General features: G+C 61.0%; 18 protein-coding genes. 2 read left to right on the forward strand and 16 right to left on the reverse strand.

Annotated elements, in window-relative coordinates:
* Positions 1–167: 167 nt before the first annotated feature.
* Both CAF53_RS00995 and CAF53_RS01000 read left to right on the forward strand, forming a co-directional pair.
* Positions 168–1,856: a histidine kinase gene (locus CAF53_RS00995; protein ID WP_242443344.1), complete on the forward strand. Its 1,689-nt coding sequence runs from the start codon at positions 168–170 to the stop codon at positions 1,854–1,856.
* Positions 1,853–2,512: a response regulator transcription factor gene (locus CAF53_RS01000; RefSeq protein WP_046763114.1), complete on the forward strand. Its 660-nt coding sequence runs from the start codon at positions 1,853–1,855 to the stop codon at positions 2,510–2,512. Before CAF53_RS00995 ends, CAF53_RS01000 begins: the two co-directional genes overlap by 4 nt.
* A 306-nt stretch (positions 2,513–2,818) precedes the next feature.
* On the opposite strand, the gene CAF53_RS01005 is transcribed toward CAF53_RS01000, so the two are convergent.
* The 16 genes from CAF53_RS01005 to CAF53_RS01080 all read right to left on the reverse strand — a co-directional run bounded on the left by CAF53_RS01005 (position 2,819) and on the right by CAF53_RS01080 (position 17,004).
* Positions 2,819–3,340, reverse strand: a complete 522-nt coding sequence (locus CAF53_RS01005; protein ID WP_046763117.1) for a prepilin peptidase — start codon at positions 3,338–3,340, stop codon at positions 2,819–2,821.
* Positions 3,337–4,161 carry a tetratricopeptide repeat protein gene (locus tag CAF53_RS01010; protein ID WP_100237014.1) on the reverse strand — a complete coding sequence of 275 codons (825 nt, stop codon included), beginning with the start codon at positions 4,159–4,161 and terminating at the stop codon, positions 3,337–3,339. Before CAF53_RS01010 ends, CAF53_RS01005 begins: the two co-directional genes overlap by 4 nt.
* On the reverse strand, positions 4,158–5,147 hold the full coding sequence (locus tag CAF53_RS01015) for a tetratricopeptide repeat protein (protein ID WP_100238641.1): 990 nt from the start codon (positions 5,145–5,147) through the stop codon (positions 4,158–4,160). Before CAF53_RS01015 ends, CAF53_RS01010 begins: the two co-directional genes overlap by 4 nt.
* Before the next feature lie 17 nt (positions 5,148–5,164).
* On the reverse strand, positions 5,165–6,136 hold the full coding sequence (locus CAF53_RS01020) for a type II secretion system F family protein (RefSeq protein ID WP_046763119.1): 972 nt from the start codon (positions 6,134–6,136) through the stop codon (positions 5,165–5,167).
* A gap of 4 nt (positions 6,137–6,140) precedes the next feature.
* Positions 6,141–7,142 carry a type II secretion system F family protein gene (locus CAF53_RS01025; protein WP_046763120.1) on the reverse strand — a complete coding sequence of 334 codons (1,002 nt, stop codon included), beginning with the start codon at positions 7,140–7,142 and terminating at the stop codon, positions 6,141–6,143.
* The gene (locus tag CAF53_RS01030; protein ID WP_046763121.1) at positions 7,142–8,500 is read right to left on the reverse strand and encodes a CpaF family protein; all 1,359 of its coding nucleotides are present in this window, start codon (positions 8,498–8,500) and stop codon (positions 7,142–7,144) included. The genes CAF53_RS01025 and CAF53_RS01030 overlap by 1 nt, the downstream gene beginning before the upstream one ends.
* Positions 8,500–9,711 (reverse strand): pilus assembly protein CpaE, encoded by a 1,212-nt coding sequence (locus tag CAF53_RS01035; RefSeq protein WP_242443465.1) that lies wholly within the window; start codon positions 9,709–9,711, stop codon positions 8,500–8,502. The genes CAF53_RS01030 and CAF53_RS01035 overlap by 1 nt, the downstream gene beginning before the upstream one ends.
* 20 nt (positions 9,712–9,731) lie before the next feature.
* Positions 9,732–10,373, reverse strand: coding sequence for a TadE family protein (locus CAF53_RS01040; protein WP_046763123.1), 642 nt, complete (start codon positions 10,371–10,373; stop codon positions 9,732–9,734).
* Positions 10,370–10,879, reverse strand: coding sequence for a TadE/TadG family type IV pilus assembly protein (locus CAF53_RS01045; RefSeq protein WP_046763124.1), 510 nt, complete (start codon positions 10,877–10,879; stop codon positions 10,370–10,372). The genes CAF53_RS01040 and CAF53_RS01045 overlap by 4 nt, the downstream gene beginning before the upstream one ends.
* Before the next feature lie 5 nt (positions 10,880–10,884).
* The gene (locus tag CAF53_RS01050) at positions 10,885–12,456 is read right to left on the reverse strand and encodes a pilus assembly protein TadG-related protein (RefSeq protein WP_046763125.1); all 1,572 of its coding nucleotides are present in this window, start codon (positions 12,454–12,456) and stop codon (positions 10,885–10,887) included.
* Positions 12,457–12,478: 22 nt separating this feature from the next.
* Entirely contained in the window at positions 12,479–12,766 is a 288-nt protein-coding gene (locus tag CAF53_RS01055; RefSeq protein ID WP_046763126.1) for a hypothetical protein, read from the reverse strand.
* Positions 12,767–12,780: 14 nt separating this feature from the next.
* Positions 12,781–14,289, reverse strand: coding sequence for a type II and III secretion system protein family protein (locus CAF53_RS01060; RefSeq protein ID WP_100237015.1), 1,509 nt, complete (start codon positions 14,287–14,289; stop codon positions 12,781–12,783).
* Complete coding sequence (gene cpaB, locus CAF53_RS01065; RefSeq protein ID WP_100237016.1) at positions 14,276–15,253, reverse strand: Flp pilus assembly protein CpaB; 978 nt, start codon at positions 15,251–15,253, stop codon at positions 14,276–14,278. The genes CAF53_RS01060 and cpaB overlap by 14 nt, the downstream gene beginning before the upstream one ends.
* A gap of 28 nt (positions 15,254–15,281) precedes the next feature.
* Positions 15,282–15,464, reverse strand: coding sequence for a Flp family type IVb pilin (locus CAF53_RS01070; RefSeq protein ID WP_100237017.1), 183 nt, complete (start codon positions 15,462–15,464; stop codon positions 15,282–15,284).
* A 40-nt stretch (positions 15,465–15,504) separates the two neighbouring features.
* Positions 15,505–15,687, reverse strand: a complete 183-nt coding sequence (locus tag CAF53_RS01075) for a Flp family type IVb pilin (RefSeq protein ID WP_100237018.1) — start codon at positions 15,685–15,687, stop codon at positions 15,505–15,507.
* Between the two features lie 105 nt (positions 15,688–15,792).
* Positions 15,793–17,004 (reverse strand): IS256 family transposase, encoded by a 1,212-nt coding sequence (locus tag CAF53_RS01080; protein WP_011950834.1) that lies wholly within the window; start codon positions 17,002–17,004, stop codon positions 15,793–15,795.
* Between the last annotated feature and the right edge of the window lie 825 nt (positions 17,005–17,829).

Raw genomic sequence — 17,829 nt, forward strand, 5'->3', positions numbered from 1 at the left:
GGAGCCTTTTCATTCCGACCTGTCCCGAAATCGCGCATAATTTGCCGGGCGCGCCGATAGCCGCATCGATATCGGTTGCTTTTCCTTCAGTCACATGCGCACACTCCTCTTGTGGAGTATGTCGGGGGACAAATTTCACCATGCATCGCATAGACGGGGCGTCTTCCATGATGGATCGCCTGGTGCTTTGGTTGGGCCGTTCACCGACGCTGGGTTTTGCCATATCCCGCGTCGCCTTTTCCGTTGCCGCGATCTGGCAGATCGACGTCATGCTGGGCGGCGATTCCTATTTCACCCATACCGCGCAACTGGTGAAGATCGGCGTCTGGATATGGACCATCCTCAGCATGGGGCAGCATTTCCTGACACCGCCCGTCGGGCTGCTGCTGCGTCCCCTTTTCCTGATATTCGACCTGATCGTCTTCCTGACGGTCATCGTCCTGTGCGCCCCCCTGCAGATCGCGGCGCTGGGGTGCCTGTTCTTCGTCGCATGGTCGGCATCCGACCGCTTCGGACGCGGGGCGATCATCGTCCTGGGGCTATGTCTGATCTTCGCCTTCATGGCCCGCGGATATTATGACGCATGGATTTCGGTCCGGCATGTGATGGCCGTGGACCGCGCCATCGACAGCCTGACCATCGTCATCGGCTGCATGATCGCCGCATCGATGCTGAGCATGTCCATCCTGGAACAGCGGCTGGTCAACTGGACCGAGCGGTTGCAGGGCGTGGGCCTGTCCTTTCAGAAATCGCTCGCGCAATTTCTGGTGGAGCAGGTCGCGCAACTGATGAACTCCCGCTATTGCGCCTTCGTCTGGGAAACGATGGACGATACGGCGGTTCATTGCGAGTTCGGCGATGCGGACGGCGTGCGGCGCATGGTCCTGCCGCAGAAGCAGATTGACGGCCTGACCAACGTCACGCCAAGGGATGCGCCCTTTCTCTATTCCACCCAGTCACCCCGGCTCCTTCTGCGCAGCCGCCTCGGCATATTGCGGAATGAACGGGCGGCGGACCTGACCGACACCATATCGGACGTTTTCGGACCGGGCCAGGGGGCGAGCTTCTATGTGCAGGCCGGCGAACTGCGCGGGCGGCTGTTCATCGGCACCCGCCATGGCTGGTCCCCGGCCCTGCTGCTGCGGTGCCTGCGCATACAGGAGGGGATCGACCTGTTCCTGGAACGCCATTTCTTCTTCCTTGCCTGGCGTCAGCGCACCTTTGCCGAAGCACGACAGGCGCTCAGCCGCGACCTGCATGACAGCGTCCTGCAAACGCTGGCAGCGCTGCGCGTCAGGCTGGTGACAGCCATCCACGGACTGCCGGGCGGCGCTACCCCGGAACAGGTGGCGGAACTGAAATCCATGGAGGAACTGGTGACGGCCGAGCAAGCGCATCTGCGCCGCCTGCTCAGCCAGCAACTTCCCGTTTCATCGGAAACCGACGTCGACCTGGCCCGCGAGGTCGAACGCTGCTGCCGCTTCATCGCGTTGCAATGGGCGATCGATTGCCGCCTGAACCTGGTCGAGCGGGCCATGACCGTATCGGCGGAAACGGCGGCGGAAGTCGAATATCTGATCCGGGAGGTCGCCGCCAACGCGGTCAAGCATGCCAATGCCCGCCATATCACCGTATCGATCGCACAGGTCGACGACGAGATACTGATTGCGCTAAAGGATAATCCGGGGCCTCAGGCCCCCGCACGAGACAGCTATACCGGCGATTTCGAACTGCAATCGCAATCCATCATGAAGCGATTGAGCAAGATCGGCGGTACGGCCTATTTTCATAATTTAAGCATGAATTCATTAATCTCGATCAGACTACCCTCCTCTTTACCAAGGTCCCAGATATGATGGCCCAGATTGCGATAGTCGACGATCATCCGATCTTCCTGGATGGCATGGCACAGTTCCTGAGTTCCCATGGCCACGACATATTGTTCTGCGCCCGCTCCGTGGAAGAGGCGCTGGAACGCATGCAAACCGGCGAGCCAGACCTGCTGATCCTGGACGTCAGCATGAAGAGCGGCGGCGGGCTGGCCATCCTGTCGGCCATCCGCAACAGCGGCAGCACGGTGCCGGTGATCTTCATGACGGTGCACATCCGTCCGGAACAGACGCTGGAGGCGATCAAGCTGGGCGTCGATGGCGTGGTGTTGAAGGACAGTGATCCCAACGAGTTGCTGGGCTGCATCCAGCAGGTCATGAACGGCAACAAGAGCATCGCCCCCTTCGTCATGGAACAGGCGCTGGTGCACAGCATCTCCGCCCCCGCGAACGAGGCCAATGTCCTGAGCGTATTGACCGAACGGGAACTGGAAATCGCCGGACTGATCCGCGCCGGATTGCGCAACCGGGAAATCGCCAGCCGTTGCGGCCTGACCGAAGGAACCGTCAAGGTTCATCTGCACAGCATCTTCCAGAAGCTCAACATCAAGTCGCGTTCGGAACTGATCATCATGATGATGTCGATGGACAGCGACATACCCGCCGTCAGCATGGAGCATTAGAACGATTTCCAGTCAGATGGCATCATCTTACGGTTAAGAAATCGGGGTAAAACAAAGAAATAGAGCGTCCAATCTGATTCAATCAGATCGGGCGCTCTAAGGCATCGCACAAAAACACCGGAGAGCGCGTCCTGCGTCCGATTTAGAGCGCGCTGCGTTGAATCATGCGCAAGCCGCGCGCTAAGCTTTTGTTGCCGCATCCTTTTAAGCGCAAAACCGGTTCCCACTTTTGCGCACGATGCTCCAGCGCAGCGCGCTCCGACCGATTTCCTGGTGATCGCTGGTCAAAATCGAGCGCGCGAAGCCTTATAGCGGGCGCACGAAATCAGGCATATGAGCCATGGCGCTGGGGTTCGGCCCCGCCATGTAGAGCGCCATGATCGTGCCCAGCGCAATGGCGACGCCATAGGGAATGGGGCCCTTGGCAGAGAAGATCGCGAGAGAGGAGTTACCGCGCACGCCCTGCGGCACCAGGCGGCGGCCCACGATGATCAACAGCGCCAGTACGCCACCGCCCACCGTCATATAGACGATCCACGGAACGGCGCCCGACCAGTCAAACCAAAGCGCGCAGGCCGCCATCAGCTTGATGTCCCCTCCCCCCATCAAACGCATGGCGAACATGCCGCATCCGAGCGCGAACATGCCCAGAAAGAGGGTCGCGTTATGCCAGATGTCGTTTTCCCATCCCGTGACCGCGACCCAGCCGCCATAGAGGGCGACCACGAGCAGCGGAAAGACGTTCGATATGCGCAACCGCGCCATGTCTTCGACCGCCGCGGCGATCAGAACCAGCGAGACGGCCGGCAAAATCAGGTCCTTGATCATCGCTTCCCATTTTCCATTGACGCAAGCGCGGCGGCGGCTTCCGGCACGAAATTATCGGCTTCGGTGACGGCACGGCTCAGATAGGCCTGCGCCTTCGCCCGGTCGCCCGCCTGGAGCGCGACCTGCCCCGCATGGCTGAGCCGCCGCGCCCAGGTATCCGCACTGTCACCCGCCGAGCGCCGGATGTCCCGCCCCGACAAGACATAAGCGGCATCGCGATTGGCCGTGACGCCGGCGTCGTCGGGCACCAATTCATGCGCCTTGTCGAAAATGGCGGAGGCCTTGTCCGCCTGCCGCTGCTTGAGCAGCGACAGACCATAATTATTGAGTATCTTCTCGGGCTTGTTGGTAAGCTGGAAGGCACGCTCATAAGCGGCCGAACTCAGTGCCCAGGATTCCGCATGATCATAGGCGACAGCCAACGCATTCCAGGCTCGCCAGCGGTCCGCGCAAGCGGCAACGGCCCGACGCAGCGGCTCGAGCGCCTGCTGCGGCTGGCCAAGCCGCACCATGGCAATGCCTAGCCCTTCATCAACCCGGCAATCGGCCATTCCAGAATTGATCAATGCCGTGAACTGAGCGGCAGCTTCCCCATCTCGGCGCTTTTCCAGTGCAAGGCGCGCGGTAGCAATGTCGATCCGCGGCCGGTCGGTGGCCCCTGCCTCCGCACGCCATTGGGCAAGCATCGCTTCAGCCTGAATGATCCGTCCACCGTCGATCGCCTCATCCATCAGGAAGGGATAATCCAATGGAGCGGCCGCGGAGGAGGCTCCTCCAACGGGATGGGCGACTGCGGCCGCGAGCAGCAGAAGCAAAATCATCCCCTGCCGGCTTTCCGGTTGCCCGGTTGCAGCCACGCTTTCCACAGGCGTTTGAACACCCCATCCTGCACATCATCGCCAGCCCATGATGCGCATCGACCGGCCGCATCCCCGTCCTTCCGGGCGTTCGGCAGATCGATGGCATAACCGGTAGCCGGCAGACGGAAACCTGCCTGCGCTACCTCGCTACAGGCGGCCGCGACGCCCGGGCCGGCGGATGACGCCCTGACCAGTGACACAGGCTGCTTGGCCACGATGGCCGAGGGTCGATTTCCATTCAGAGGCTTCGGCTCGTTCAACGGCTCGGCGGCGACCGTCACGATCGGTGTGCTCAAGGATCGCGCCGGCGTCGGTGCCGCAACCTCCGCGACAGTGATGATCCTTGTCGTGAACTGGGGCGCCGCGCCAAAACCGTCGGCGGACGCCCCAGTCCGCAACCGCACTTCGCCAAGCGAAAGCCGTTCCAGTTCCAGATGGGCCTGGCGCTGCACGTTCGCAGGCGCCGTCCGCAGGCCGTTCGCCGCCAATTGCGCCAGCGTCGGACGGGCCGCCATTTTCGGCGCCCCTGCCGATCCGGGCACGAGCGATCGCACAGCCGCCATCAAGGCATCAGCCTCGCCGCGAAGCCCCTGCGCTTCCAGGCTGCGCGCGAAATTACGATAGATGCGCGCATCCTGCGGCGCGCGGGCCAGGGCAAGTTCGAAAAATTCGCGCGCCAGATCATGCCTGCCCATCGCCGCATAGCTGATCGCGACACCGTTCAACGCATGCACATCGTCGGGATCGTAACGCACGGCCTTGCGGAACGCGTCCAGAGCCAGCGCATGATCGCCCTGCGCGAACAGCAGATCGCCCCGTGCCAACGCATCCTTCGTCGAACCGGTTGGCTCCTCATTGACGGGCCTGACCGAAAGAACGCCGGTTTTCGTCGGGCTGCATGCCGTCGTCGCCACGATGAGCGCGATGGCCAATGTCCGTTTTTTCACGCCCCCCATCCCCTTTGCTATCTGGTCATATATGGCAATATGTCGCGGATCACCCGCACGATCGCCGGCAGCATCAACACGCCGATCATGACCGGCAACATGCAGGCCACGAGCGGGATCGACAGCAGCACCGGCAAGCGGTGCGCCTTCTCCTCCGCGCGCATCCGGCGCTTTTCGCGCATTTCCGCGGCATAGACGCGCAGCGTCTGTCCCACGCTGGAGCCCAGTTGATCGGACTGGATCAGCAGCGTGGCAAAGGACCGGATTTCGTCCACGTCCACGTCATCGGCCATGCGCCGCAGCGCATCGGCCCTGCTTCGCCCGGCCCGCAATTCCAACACGACCTTGCCCAGAACGGACGACACCAGCGGGTGGGATATGGCCAGTTCGCGCCCCACGCGATCCATCGCCGCCTCCAGCCCCAACCCCGCCTCGACGCAGACCAGCATCAGGTCCAGCGCATCGGGAAAGCCGTGGATAATGGCTTCCTGACGCCGCCCCGCCTTGGCCGATATCCACAGATTGGGAATATAAAGCCCGACGATCGCGAAGAACACGGCGATCAGATAGAGCTTCACCGGGCTCGGCGGTTCCGGTTTGCCGAGCGCGCTGATGACGAACACCGCCGGCAGGGCGAAGGTCATGACAAGGCGAATGAGGGTGAAGATGCGCGGCGCTTCGGGCGAGGCATAGCCCGCCGCGATCATCCGCCGGCGCAGGCTGTCATTGTTGCTGTCGACCAGGGAGATGCCCAGCCGTTCGATCCGGTCGACCAGCTTTTTCCATTCGCTGTTGTTGCGCTCGCCACGCAGACTGTGCACGCCCGCCTGCGTCGCGCTGCCGGCATCGCTTACCATGTCCAGACGGCTGCGTACCTTGGCGTTGCGCGTGACGAGTTCCGCCACACCGAATACCAGCGCCACGATCACGACGAACAGCAGCACCAGGAAAACCGGTCGCAATTGGGAAAGAAGTGCCAGGTCAAACATCAGATCAAACCTTCAAATCCACCATGCGGCGGATCGTGATGAAACCGATCATGTAAAGGATGATCAGGCCCGAAAAGCCGAAGATGAACATCCTGTCCTGCGCCACGTCCATGTAGAAGGCCGGATTGACCATGAACAAACCGACAAAGGCCAGGATCGGCAGGGCGGTCAACATGATGGCGGTCATCCGCCCTTCGGAACTCAGTGCCCGGACCTTCATGAAAAGGCTCGCCCGCTCGCGGATGACGAGCGACAGGTTTTCCAGGATTTCGGCCAGATTGCCGCCCGTCTCGCTCTGTACCGACAGGGAGATCACGAACATGTGCATTTCGTTCATGTCCCACCGCTCGGCCATGCGCTGCAAGGCGTCGCGCAAATCCGCGCCATAGGTGACCTCGTCCACGACGATGCCGAATTCGCTGCCGATCGGATCCCGCATCTCCTTGGTCAGCAGTTCCAGCGCGGCGGCGATCGGATGGCCCGCCCGCAGGCCACGCACGAACGTGTCCAGTGCGACCGGAAACTGTTCCTCCATCTTCTTGCGTCGGCGCTGGCTGAGCCGGGTCAACACCATCATGGGCAGGAATATGCCCAGCGCCACCGCAAAGGCGACCGCCATGACGATCATCCCCGCCGTCAGCCCATAGCCCGACGCCACACCACCGACGATCACCAGCAGAAACAGCAGGCCAGCGGCTATGCCCATCAGCATCAGCACGGTTCGCGCCGGAATGGTCAGCCCCGCGCCATGCAACGTCCGCAACACCCCCAATCCGGCGCGCCCCCACAGGGTCGCATGATTGAAGTTCATTTCCTCGCTGTTGCGGCGCAGCTTGGAAAGCACGGTGCTCCGCTCATACCCTGCCGCGATCATCTTCAGCCGGCGGTTGACGACCCGCTCCGTACTGGCACGCGCACGGAGCCAGCTCGAAATGCCCTCGATCAGCAGGATGACTGCCGCGAACAGCAGGATGAGGATGAAGACACGGATATAAAGCGGGTTCATCACTGCACCACCGCATCGGGGCGGAACAGGTCGGCAGGCAGGTTGATGCCCCGGTCGGTCAGTTCGCTCATGAATTTGGGGCGGATGCCCGTCGCCTCGAAATGGCCGCGGACCATGCCGTCCTCATCCCGACCCGTCAGCTTGAAGCGGAAGATCTCCTGCATGGTGATCACCTCGCCTTCCATGCCCGTGATCTCGGAAATGCTCAGCAGACGGCGGCGGCCGTCCGCCAGACGCCCGACCTGCACGATGACATTGAGCGCGGACGCGATCTGCGCCCGCGCGGACCGGGGCGAAATATCGATGCCGCTCATGCCGATCATCTGCTCGACGCGCGACAGCGCATCGCGCGGCGTGTTCGCGTGGACCGTGGTCATCGATCCATCATGGCCGGTGTTCATCGCCTGCAACATGTCGAAGGCCTCACCGGCGCGGACCTCGCCCACGATGATGCGGTCGGGCCGCATGCGCAGCGCATTCTTCACCAGATCGCGCTGGGACACCTCGCCTCGCCCCTCGATATTGGCGGGCCGGGTTTCCAGCCGGGCTACGTGGCGCTGCTGAAGCTGCAATTCGGCGGAGTCCTCGATCGTCACGATACGCTCATGCTCATCGATACTGGCCGACATGGCATTGAGCAGCGTGGTCTTGCCCGATCCCGTGCCGCCGGAAATAAGGACGTTGCGCCGCGCCGCCACCACGGCCGCCAGTACCTGGGCCATGGGCCCGGGCACGCTGCCCAACTCGGTCAGGCGCGCCATGCTGATCGGCACCTTGGCGAACTTGCGGATCGACAGCAGCGATCCGTCGACCGCCAGCGGCGGCACGATCGCATTGACGCGCGATCCGTCGGCCAAGCGCGCATCGACAAAAGGCGATGATTCATCGACCCGTCGTCCGACCGCCGCCACGATCTTCTGGATGATACGCAACAGGTGCTTCTCATCCTTGAAACGCGTCGCCGTTTCCACCAGCCGACCGCCGCGCTCGACGAAGACCAGCTTGTGTCCGTTGACCAGAATATCGGTGATGCTGTGGTCCTTGAGCAGCGGCTCCAACGGTCCCAGCCCCAGCAGTTCGTCCAATATGTCCGAGACCAGCCGCTTGCGCTCCTCCAGGTTCAGCGCATGCTTCTGAAGCGCGAGCTGTTCATGGACGATTTCGCCCACTTCGGCCTCGACCTGTGCCCGCGACATATTGTCCAGAGCGGATAGGTTGATGATGTCGATCAGCTTCTGGTGCAGCGCGACCTTGAGTTCGGTGTGCCGGTCATCCTCCCAGGATGCGACCGGCGCGACCAGGGCGTCCGCGGCTTCCTCCCGCGGTTCACTGCCTTTTTCTTTACGGATCTGCCACATCAGCCCTTCTCCGCCCGGCGTTCGGCTTCGGCCGCCTGAACGCAGCAATCGACGATATCCTGCAAATCCTTGCACACGCGGCTGCGCGCTTTCAGCTCCTGGATCAGCACGCCCTGGTCGAGTGCCGAACTGACCAGCGGGAAATCATTGGCGATGCTGAGGCTGACCGGATGGTCGAGTGCAGCCGCCGCATCCTCCAGCCCGATGGCGCGGAAGAATTTCTTCTCCACGCGATTGGCGATCACATGGATGCGGGAAGGATCGATGTCCTGGCTGCGCAGCAGAGCGATCTGGCGCCGCGCCTGACGCAGGCTGGCAATGGTCAGCTCGACCACCAGGAAAATCACCTGGGAACGAGCCACCAACGACATCGACCAGTTCGTCCAGTTGCCGGGCAGGTCGAGATAGACGGTGTCGAAGCTGCGCTGCGCCAGTTCGACCACGCGGAACACCTGATCGGCATTCACCGCCTCGATCGGCATGATCTCGGGCGGGGCGGTGACGACGCGCAGCCCCGTGGCCGTCTCGACGGTGACGGTGCGCAGCAGTTCCTGGTCGACGCGATTGCCGCCCGTCAACAGGTCGGCCAGCGTCAGCGGCGAAGATATGCCCATGAAGGTGCCGGCATTGCCGAACTGGATGTCGAAGTCGAACAGGCAGACTTCGCTCCCCTCCTGCCTGGCCGAGCGCGCATGGAGGCTGGCGGCCTGGGTCGCGACCGTCGTCGCGCCGACACCCCCGACGCTCTTGATGATCGAGACCAGTTGCCCCGTCTTGACCTCGCTGCCCGTGTCGGCGGCAATGGCGGCCCTCAATTCGTCCAGGATCGACGTCAGTTCGCTCGCCTGCAACGGCAGGGCGACGACATCGTTGATCCCGCTGCGCAGCAAGGCACGCACGACCGGAATCTGCGCATCGCGAATGGCCGCGACCAGCCTCAGCTTGGGATTGGCCGCACGCAGGGCGATCAGCCGCTTCATCGACGCATCGCTGTCGGGTTCCACCTCCAGGATGATCGCCCTGGCCTCTGCCACCATCTGGGACGGCAGGGCAGCGGCAGACGGCAGCATGCTGAGCGTCAGCGATTGTCCGCTCAGCCCATCACCCAATATATCGGACGCCTGCACCTCCTGCTCGGACAGGATGAGGTGGATGCCCTCGTCGCCGATGTTGAGAGTCCAGCTCTCCGCGGGTTCCGCTGCGTTGGTCACGATGCCCAAATTCTTGTTCCTCAATTTGCAACCGTGCCCTGGCCATCTTCCATCGTCAGAGCGGATGTGAAGGCAGGCAGGTTGATAGAGCCTTTGAAAGCAGCCAAGGTAATCGGCCGAAAGGCCAGCGCATTCGGCAGGATACTCACTTTCACCAGCGGCGCGACATCTGAACCGTTGGGATCGCCGGCATAGCCAAGCCCTGAATAGTCATAGTCCACCTTCACGGCGCTGGAGGTTATTTCCGGCATGAACAGACGCATGCGGGCGACCACATTGTTGAAGGCGGTCAGCGCAGTCGCACTGTTACTGACAAGGGGACTGGGACAGGTCGCGCCCGTATTGCAGGTGCAGGACACCGCGCCGCCGCTGATCTTGCAGGACGCGCCGCCAAACGAACTTTGCGGGATCGGATCGCCCTGCGTCAGCCCGCCGCTGACGACGAAACTGTAATTGGCAAGGCCATTGGGAATCATGTCAGTGGCAACGGCAAAGCGCACGCCCATCTGCGTTGCTTTTTCCGCCCGGTTGCAGGTCCACATGAACCGTCCGACATCGATGATGCCGAACAGAAAGATGATGAGCAACGGCAGGACCAGCGCGAATTCCGCCGCCGACCCAGCACGGTCGTCGCGGACAAGGCGAGCGAATATGCGCATCATATGCCCTGCACCACTGCTTCGGATTCGGACACCAGATTCAAGGTCGAACTGGTAAAACCGAGATCGTTGAACAGGGAGGCATAGGGCACGGTCGCCGATACCTTGACCTTCGGCACGCTGGACATGCCCTTGTAGATGCCGGAATAATTGCCGCCGCTGATCGCCGTGCAACTGAGCGTAACCGAAACCGTGGTGGGCGCCGTCCAGTTGATCAGCCTTGCCGTACCGCCGGTTGCCACCTGTCCCGTGCGGGTGATGTTACGGGTTTTGTCGACCACGTCGCTGGCGACAGTGCCGGGGCAGGTAAAATCCGTCAGCGATCGCCGTGATGCATAGCGCGCGCCATCGCGCACGGCCTTGGCCACGACATGCTCGCTCAGGAAATAATTACCCGCTTCGAAAGACGCGAACATCAGGATAATGAGAAACGGCGTTACGAGCGCCATTTCCGCAGCGGCGGCGGCGCGGCGGCAAGCAAACAGGCGGAAAAGGAAAGAATGTTGCATCCGCTTCACTCGATCAGATAGGGAACAGAGCGCTCAATGACTTGAGGATTGCTCGCGCCGTTCGCCCCGCTGCCCGTATCGCCGATAACCTCGACATACACCTCTTTCTTGTCGGTATATGTATTGTTGCCCTTCCCTCGGGCGAAAGCCGGTTCGACCAGAAAAACATCCAGCCATTTGACCGGATCAATCCCTGTCGTTTTCCCGTGCAGATTCAATGCATTGCAGTTGAGAACGGCAACCGAGATGCGACGCCTGTCCACGCCAGCCGAACTAGGCGTGATACCGGCAATATTATTTGCCGGTATACCGAACCCTGTCTCTTTCCCGTTCGTGACATGAGGGACACCGATCCCATGCGATTTATTGTCGCCACCGATCACGCTCGGATGCGCCACTTCCCAATTATAGACCTCGTAACGAGTAGCTGTAGGACCCAGGGCGTTGTTTGTTCCGGCTATCCAGGCCGCCTGACTGGTCCATCCATAATTGACCCGGAAATAGGCGTCCCTGTCCCAGGTGGCATTACCCACTATGCCACAGGTCTGCGATCCTTGGGGCACAGCATGACATAGGTCGCGCGGATAACCCATGATATCCGGATAGGACGAGGTCAACGCCGCAACCGTCGTTGGCCGATACGGGTTGCTCGAAACGCCAAAATTATTATTGCAGGTGAGGCCATCGTTCGAGTTGCAAACCAGGTCCTTACGCGTATTGCTCGACGGAGAACAAGTTCCGCCATATTGCGATGGACAGGTCGAATTGCCGTTAGCATAGACATCGAAGCGGGTATTGAGCGCATCCAGCACGGAGGTACTCATGCCAGTCTTGGTGGAAACGCCATCCACAGTTTGGCAATCCGCCTGGATCGTATCGTAACCAAGCGCTGCGGCCAGCCCATTGGCACCATTTTGGAAGACCGAATCGAGCCAACCGAAGTTGCCCGGTGCATCCGCATTTCCAGTAATGAGCTTCAACCCATCACCGCGAACGGCGTTGAAGGCATAACTTTCGTTGGTATTTCCCGTCGGTTCATCCGGATTGCACATCATGACCGGCGGCACCTTGCAAATCGCCGATCCTACCCCAGCATAAGCCTTGGCCGACAAAGGGCCCGAAGACAGGGCCGACACGATCGGAGTCAAAGCAAAGTAAGCGGTCCTCGAATTGACCGTCACTTCGACAAAATTAGCGTCGGCATCGGTCAGCGTACCTGTGTCGCTGCGATCCTTGTTCTTGTAGAATTTGATGAATCCGGTGCGGTCGCACGCCGTTTCATTGGCGATGGTCACGGCAAAACCGCCATGATCATTGGCGAAACGTGTGTTGTTCGTGATCAATGCACTGGCAGCGCTGGCCGCCCGGCTACAGGCGTTGCTCTTCCCGTCAAGCTGCGTTGCAGCCGCCAAGGCCGCCTGATCCGCGGCCGTCTGCAATTCGGAATCAAGGCTCGCCATGCGCGCATAATCGAAAGCGATCCCCCCGACCGCGACCAGCCCGAACAGCGACAGTGCGACCGTCGGCGCCACCGCGCCGCTGGTCGACCGCAACAGGCTTTTCCGACGGGCAGACATGGAAAATCGCTCCCTTCCCCGATCAGTTGGCGCTCATGCCGGACCCGCCGCCGCCGCCATTGCCGCTCACGGCTTGCGTGGTCCGGATCGACTTGGGTTCCTTCACCTTGCCGGTGCGATAGCGTTCGACGGCCGCAGCGCTGCGGGTTCCTTCACCGCCCTCGACCATGGCGCCCTCATATTTCGGCTCCGGATTGATGACCTGCATGGCGTAATTGTGGCGCGCAGCCCCGCCGAAGGTCGGATCATTGGTGGTGCAGCCGGCCAGTGCCGGCAGCAGCAGCATCGCAGCAAGGGACGATTTTCCCATGGTCAGTCTCCCGCTCATAGCTCATATCCACTCGAAGTGGCGCCCGCCGGGGCCGGCGCATCCTTCGCGGGCGCGACCGGCTTTGGAGCCGCCTTCTTTTCCGGCGGCATGGCGTCGGGATCGAGCGGGTTGATACCCACCGCCTTGTCCGTGCGGCCCATCAGGAACAGGTCCAGTTCATGCGGATTGCCCACGCGATCGGTCGGCAACTCCACGTCGGCGGCCCGCATCGGCTTCACCAGACGGGGCGTGACGATCATGACCAGTTCGGTCTGCTGCTTCTGGAAACCCGTCGAGCGGAAAAGCGTACCGATGATCGGCAAGGAGCCCAATATCGGCAGTTGCCGCACCGTATCCTGGAAGTCGTTCCGCAACAGGCCGGCAATGGCGAAGGACTGCCCGTCCCGCAACTCCACGACCGTCTTCGCCCGCCGGGTCAGCAGGCCGGGAATGACCAGGCCGTTGACCGTCACGGAAGCCGAAGGATCGATCGAACTCACTTCAGGCTCCACCGACAGGCTGATGATGCCGTCGCTCAGCACGGTAGGTGTGAAACCCAGGCTCACGCCAAAGGGCTTGAACTCGATCGTGATACCGTTGCCGCCACCGCCCGAACCGGTGCCGGAGCCTCCATTGCCCTGAAGGACCGGGATCGGGAATTCACCGCCCGCCAGGAAGGATGCCGTTTCACCCGACAGCGCCACCAGCGTCGGTTCGGCCAGCGTCTTCACCAGCCCCTTGCGCTCCAGCGCATCCAGCGCGGAGAAGAGATTGAGGCTGCCAAGCTTGTAGGACCAGGTGCCGACGCCGAAGGCGTCCGACAGTCCATCCAGCAATATGGTGGGCGTATGATTGTTGTTCGTGGGAATGATCGAGTCCCCGGCCAAATTGCCGATCGTTCCCGCCGTCCGGTTGCCCGTGAAGCTGTGGTTCAACCCGATCTGCTTCGCAGCCTGCCGGTTCACTTCGGAAAAGCGCACCTCCAGCATGACCTGCTGGGACGCGCCGACCGACAGCATATTGACGATCTTGTCCTCTCCACCGGCATAGGTCTTCGCGACCTGCACCGCCCGGTCGACGGCTGCGGCATTCGACACCGTGCCGGTCAGCACGACCGCGTCGTTGGAAATGCGCGCGCCGATCTCTTCCCCTGGGATCAGTTCCGACAATTGCCGCTTCAGCGTCACCACATCCGGCCCGACCGCGACATCGACGACCGCGATCAGCATGTTGCGGCTGTCATAAAGCGTCAGGCTGGTGGTGCCGACCTTCTTGCCCAATACATAGAGCGACCGATTGGTCATGGGCAGGACGTCGGCAATTTCCTGATTGCCGACGAGAGCTTTGGAAAAGGCCCGGTCGACCGTCAATACCTGGCTCTTGTTGAGCGGAACGTCGAGTTGCCCTGCATGGGCGGCATTGTTGGTGCCGATCGACGCGATCTGCGCGGTGGCGGGCATGGCGACACCTGCGGCCAGCGCTACGGCGAGCGCCAGCCTCGTCACGGACTTAGCGGGAACCATAGCGCTTCACCTCATAGCTGGTGCCGGTCGTGCCGCGCACGACTTCGACCGTCGCGGTCGCGGACAGAGCGGAAACATTTTTCGGAACCGTGCGGCGGGGCGCACGCATCGCGGGTGCCGGACGCGGCGGAAGATAGGCCACGTTGGCGACGCGGGCACGCGGCCCGGCATAACCGCCCACATAGGCGCCATCACGCAAATCCTCCGTGCCGACCGTCTGGACGGCGGGATTGCGCTCATCCGTCACATTGCGCAGCACCAGGGTCAACTGACCGACCTGCTGCGCCAGCACCAGTTTCTGGGCATCGACCTGATTGACCTCCAACGTCGCGGTCTTGCCGACGGCCGGGTCTTTGGTCGTGTCATTGGCGTTCTGGTCGATGGCGATGACGCGCGTCTCCTGAAGCAGCACATCGGTGATCTGCTGGCTCTGGCCGGTGCCCGGATCCTGCATCGTGCGCGTCACGAAGACGTCGACAGTGTCGCCCGGCAGCACGAAACCGCCCGCGGCAGCCACATCGCTGACCCGGACGGCAACGGCGCGCATATCGGGCCGCAGCACACCGGACATGGTGGCTCGCCCGCCTTCGGCCGACAATTTGGATGTGAGAATGGGTTCACCCGGCTCGATCTGGCGCAGAACGACGCGCTGCTTGCCAAGCGAGGTGAGCTGGATGGGATCGCGGAACGAACCTGGCGGCACCGAAGCTGCGGGCCAATCGACGACCTTGATCTTTTCCGGCGTTACCGAAGCTCCGAACGGAAGCGGCATGGAAGCGACGACGACCTTGACCATTCCGCCGGGAACGGCCGCCTGCTGCTGCTCGGCGCGGCTCAGATAGGCATTGGCGATGTAGACCGCCGCAAGCCCCAATAGGATCGCTAAGCCAAGGATGATTAGAGATCTGCGCTGCCCCACGACAACTCCCCCCCGGGATTGTATAATTCGATAGGAGCCGGCCATTAAAGACCGGCCCCTCGATTACTCGATCTTAACAGGTACCAGACTGAGCATTCTTGACACAGTTGGCAGCGGTGTTGATCGAATTCTTGATCTCTCCACCTAAGGCGTAAGCAGCAACGGCGATACCCGTGCCGACAATGGCCAGGATCAGAGCATATTCGGCCGCAGCAGCACCGCTCTGATCAGTCCATAAAGACTTGAAGAAAGCCATAACATTCACCCCTATTTCGCAGGAAACTATTCGCGATCGCTTAACAAGTGCCCGATTGGGCATTCTTAACGCAGTTGGCGGCAGTGTTGATCGAGTTCTTCACCGCATTACCCAGCGAGAAAGCAGCAACGGCGATACCCGTGCCGACAATGGCCAGGATCAGAGCATATTCGGCCGCAGCGGCGCCGCTCTGGTCATTCCAAAGAGTCTTGAAAAAAGTCATGTCTTTTACCCCTATTTCGCCGGAAACCATCTTTCCGACCGCTCTTGCAAAGGGTCGCGTCCGTCAATGTGGTGTAGAATTGGGTGTGGCCAGCGGGCTGCATTTTCAGGCGGCCTTGGGTGTAATCTGTAGCGGCTGTGCCTCCTCGATCATTGGTGTAGCAAGGGCGGCCATGCCCTCGATCTGCATGTAGCGGTGCTGGAGCTGGTATTCGTCATTCTGCTCCAGCAGGACGGCGCCGACGAGGCGGATGATGCTATCCTCGTTCGGGAAGATGCCGACGACATCGGCGCGGCGCTTCACTTCCTTGTTCAGGCGTTCCAGTGGATTGGTGGAATGTAATTTGACGCGGTGCTGCTCGGGGAAGGTCATGTAGGCCAGCACGTCGTGCTCGGCATCGTCCATGCAGGCGCCGAGCTTTGGCCAGCGGGTACGCAACTGGTCGGCGACCTGGCGCCAGACCTGTGTCGCGGCGGCATGGTCGGGCTGGAGGAAGACCTGGCGGATGGCAGCGGCGACGACGGTGTTCTGGCCCTTGGGCACGTAGGCCAGGGCATTGCGCATGAAGTGGACGCGGCACCGCTGCCAGGTGGCGCTGAGCACGCGAGTGATCGCTGCCTTGAGGCCCTCGTGGGCATCGGAGATGACCAGCTTCACGCCGGTCAGTCCGCGGCGTGCGAGGTCCTTGAGGAAGCTCGACCAGAATGGCTCGGCTTCGGAGGGTCCAATGTGAAGGCCAACGATTTCGCGCTTGCCCTCGGTGTTGACGGCAACGGCTATTATCGCGGCGACACTGACGATCCGCCCGCCCTCGCGCACCTTGAGGTAGGTAGCATCGAGCCAGAGGTAGGGCCAGTCGCCGGTGAGCGGCCGCTTAAGGAAGGCATGGACACGTTCGTCGATATCCTTGCACAGCTTGGACACCGAGGATTTGGAGATGCCGGTCATGCCCATGGCCTGCACCAGCTCGTCGACACGCCGGGTGCTGACGCCGGCGATCCACGCCTCCTGGATCACCGCGACCAGCGCCTTCTCGACGGTCTTCCTGGGTTCCAGGAAGCCAGGGAAGTAGGCGCCGGTCCGTAGCTTGGGAATCCTCAGGTTGAGCGTGCCGAGCCGGGTATCGAGGCTGCGGTCGCGGTAGCCGTTCCGCCAGGTCGTCCGGTCGCCGGAGCGCTCGTGTCGGCTAGCGCCGACCAGGCCATCGACGTCGGCCTCCATGATGATCTGTAATACGCTCTCGGCGATCGTGCGCAGGAAATCTCCATCTCCAGTCTTCGCCATCAGCTCGGCAAGCGGTAGTCTGTCGTCGGTCATCGGGATCAACTCCTCGGTGGGCGTGTGAAGTGTGGTAACTCCACCTTACCGATGAGCCCGGTGGCCACCGAGATCGAAATCGCATGGGGTGGGGCATGCCCCACCCCATGCGATCATCTCAATCTACACCAGAAATTACACCACGAGCGCGGACGCTAACCTTGCAAAGCTCTGCGGTTGGGGCCTGACCACCTCGCGACCCCGGCGGCGATTATCACCCACTCGCCAGGTAGTTGGCAGTTCCCGTAGAACTTGAGATCAAATTGACCCAAAGCTACCGCAAGTCAACAAGGTAAAAAAAACATCAATTTTTCAATGTCTTATGGCAATTTTTTGTTAACCATTTTTTTTCATGACATTCGTTTCCACAAGTAAACGACATAACTTTAAGAATATATCTTTAGTTATATACCCCAGTATCAACCATCATCTTTTTTTAGTTTACTTGAATAAATCATCGCATCAATAAAATATAACGTCATTAATTTAATTTTTACTATATTTTTTTCGTTGCATATACTTTCATATGAAGAAGGTAATATGTCGAAACTCGAGCATATATATCGAAGGAATATTCCACCCCCTCGCCCTCATTTTCCTGCGGCGATGGTCTGCCTGGAGCAGACTGTTCAAGAAGCCATCCATTTTGGACTTGCTTGCAATATCTCTCGGCCTGCCTCGGCTCGCCGCGAATCAGGCGCGACTCGGCGCGCAGAAAATCAAGGAATGGAAATGGTTAAAGGCATGATGCTCATGCAAGGGATCGGGACGTCAGCAGGAACTGGTCTTGCCGACACATCGGATTGGGACATGAGAATGGGTAAT

Source organism: Sphingobium sp. LB126 (genome assembly GCF_002795205.1).
GTDB classification, from domain to species: Bacteria; Pseudomonadota; Alphaproteobacteria; order Sphingomonadales; family Sphingomonadaceae; genus Sphingobium; species Sphingobium chungbukense.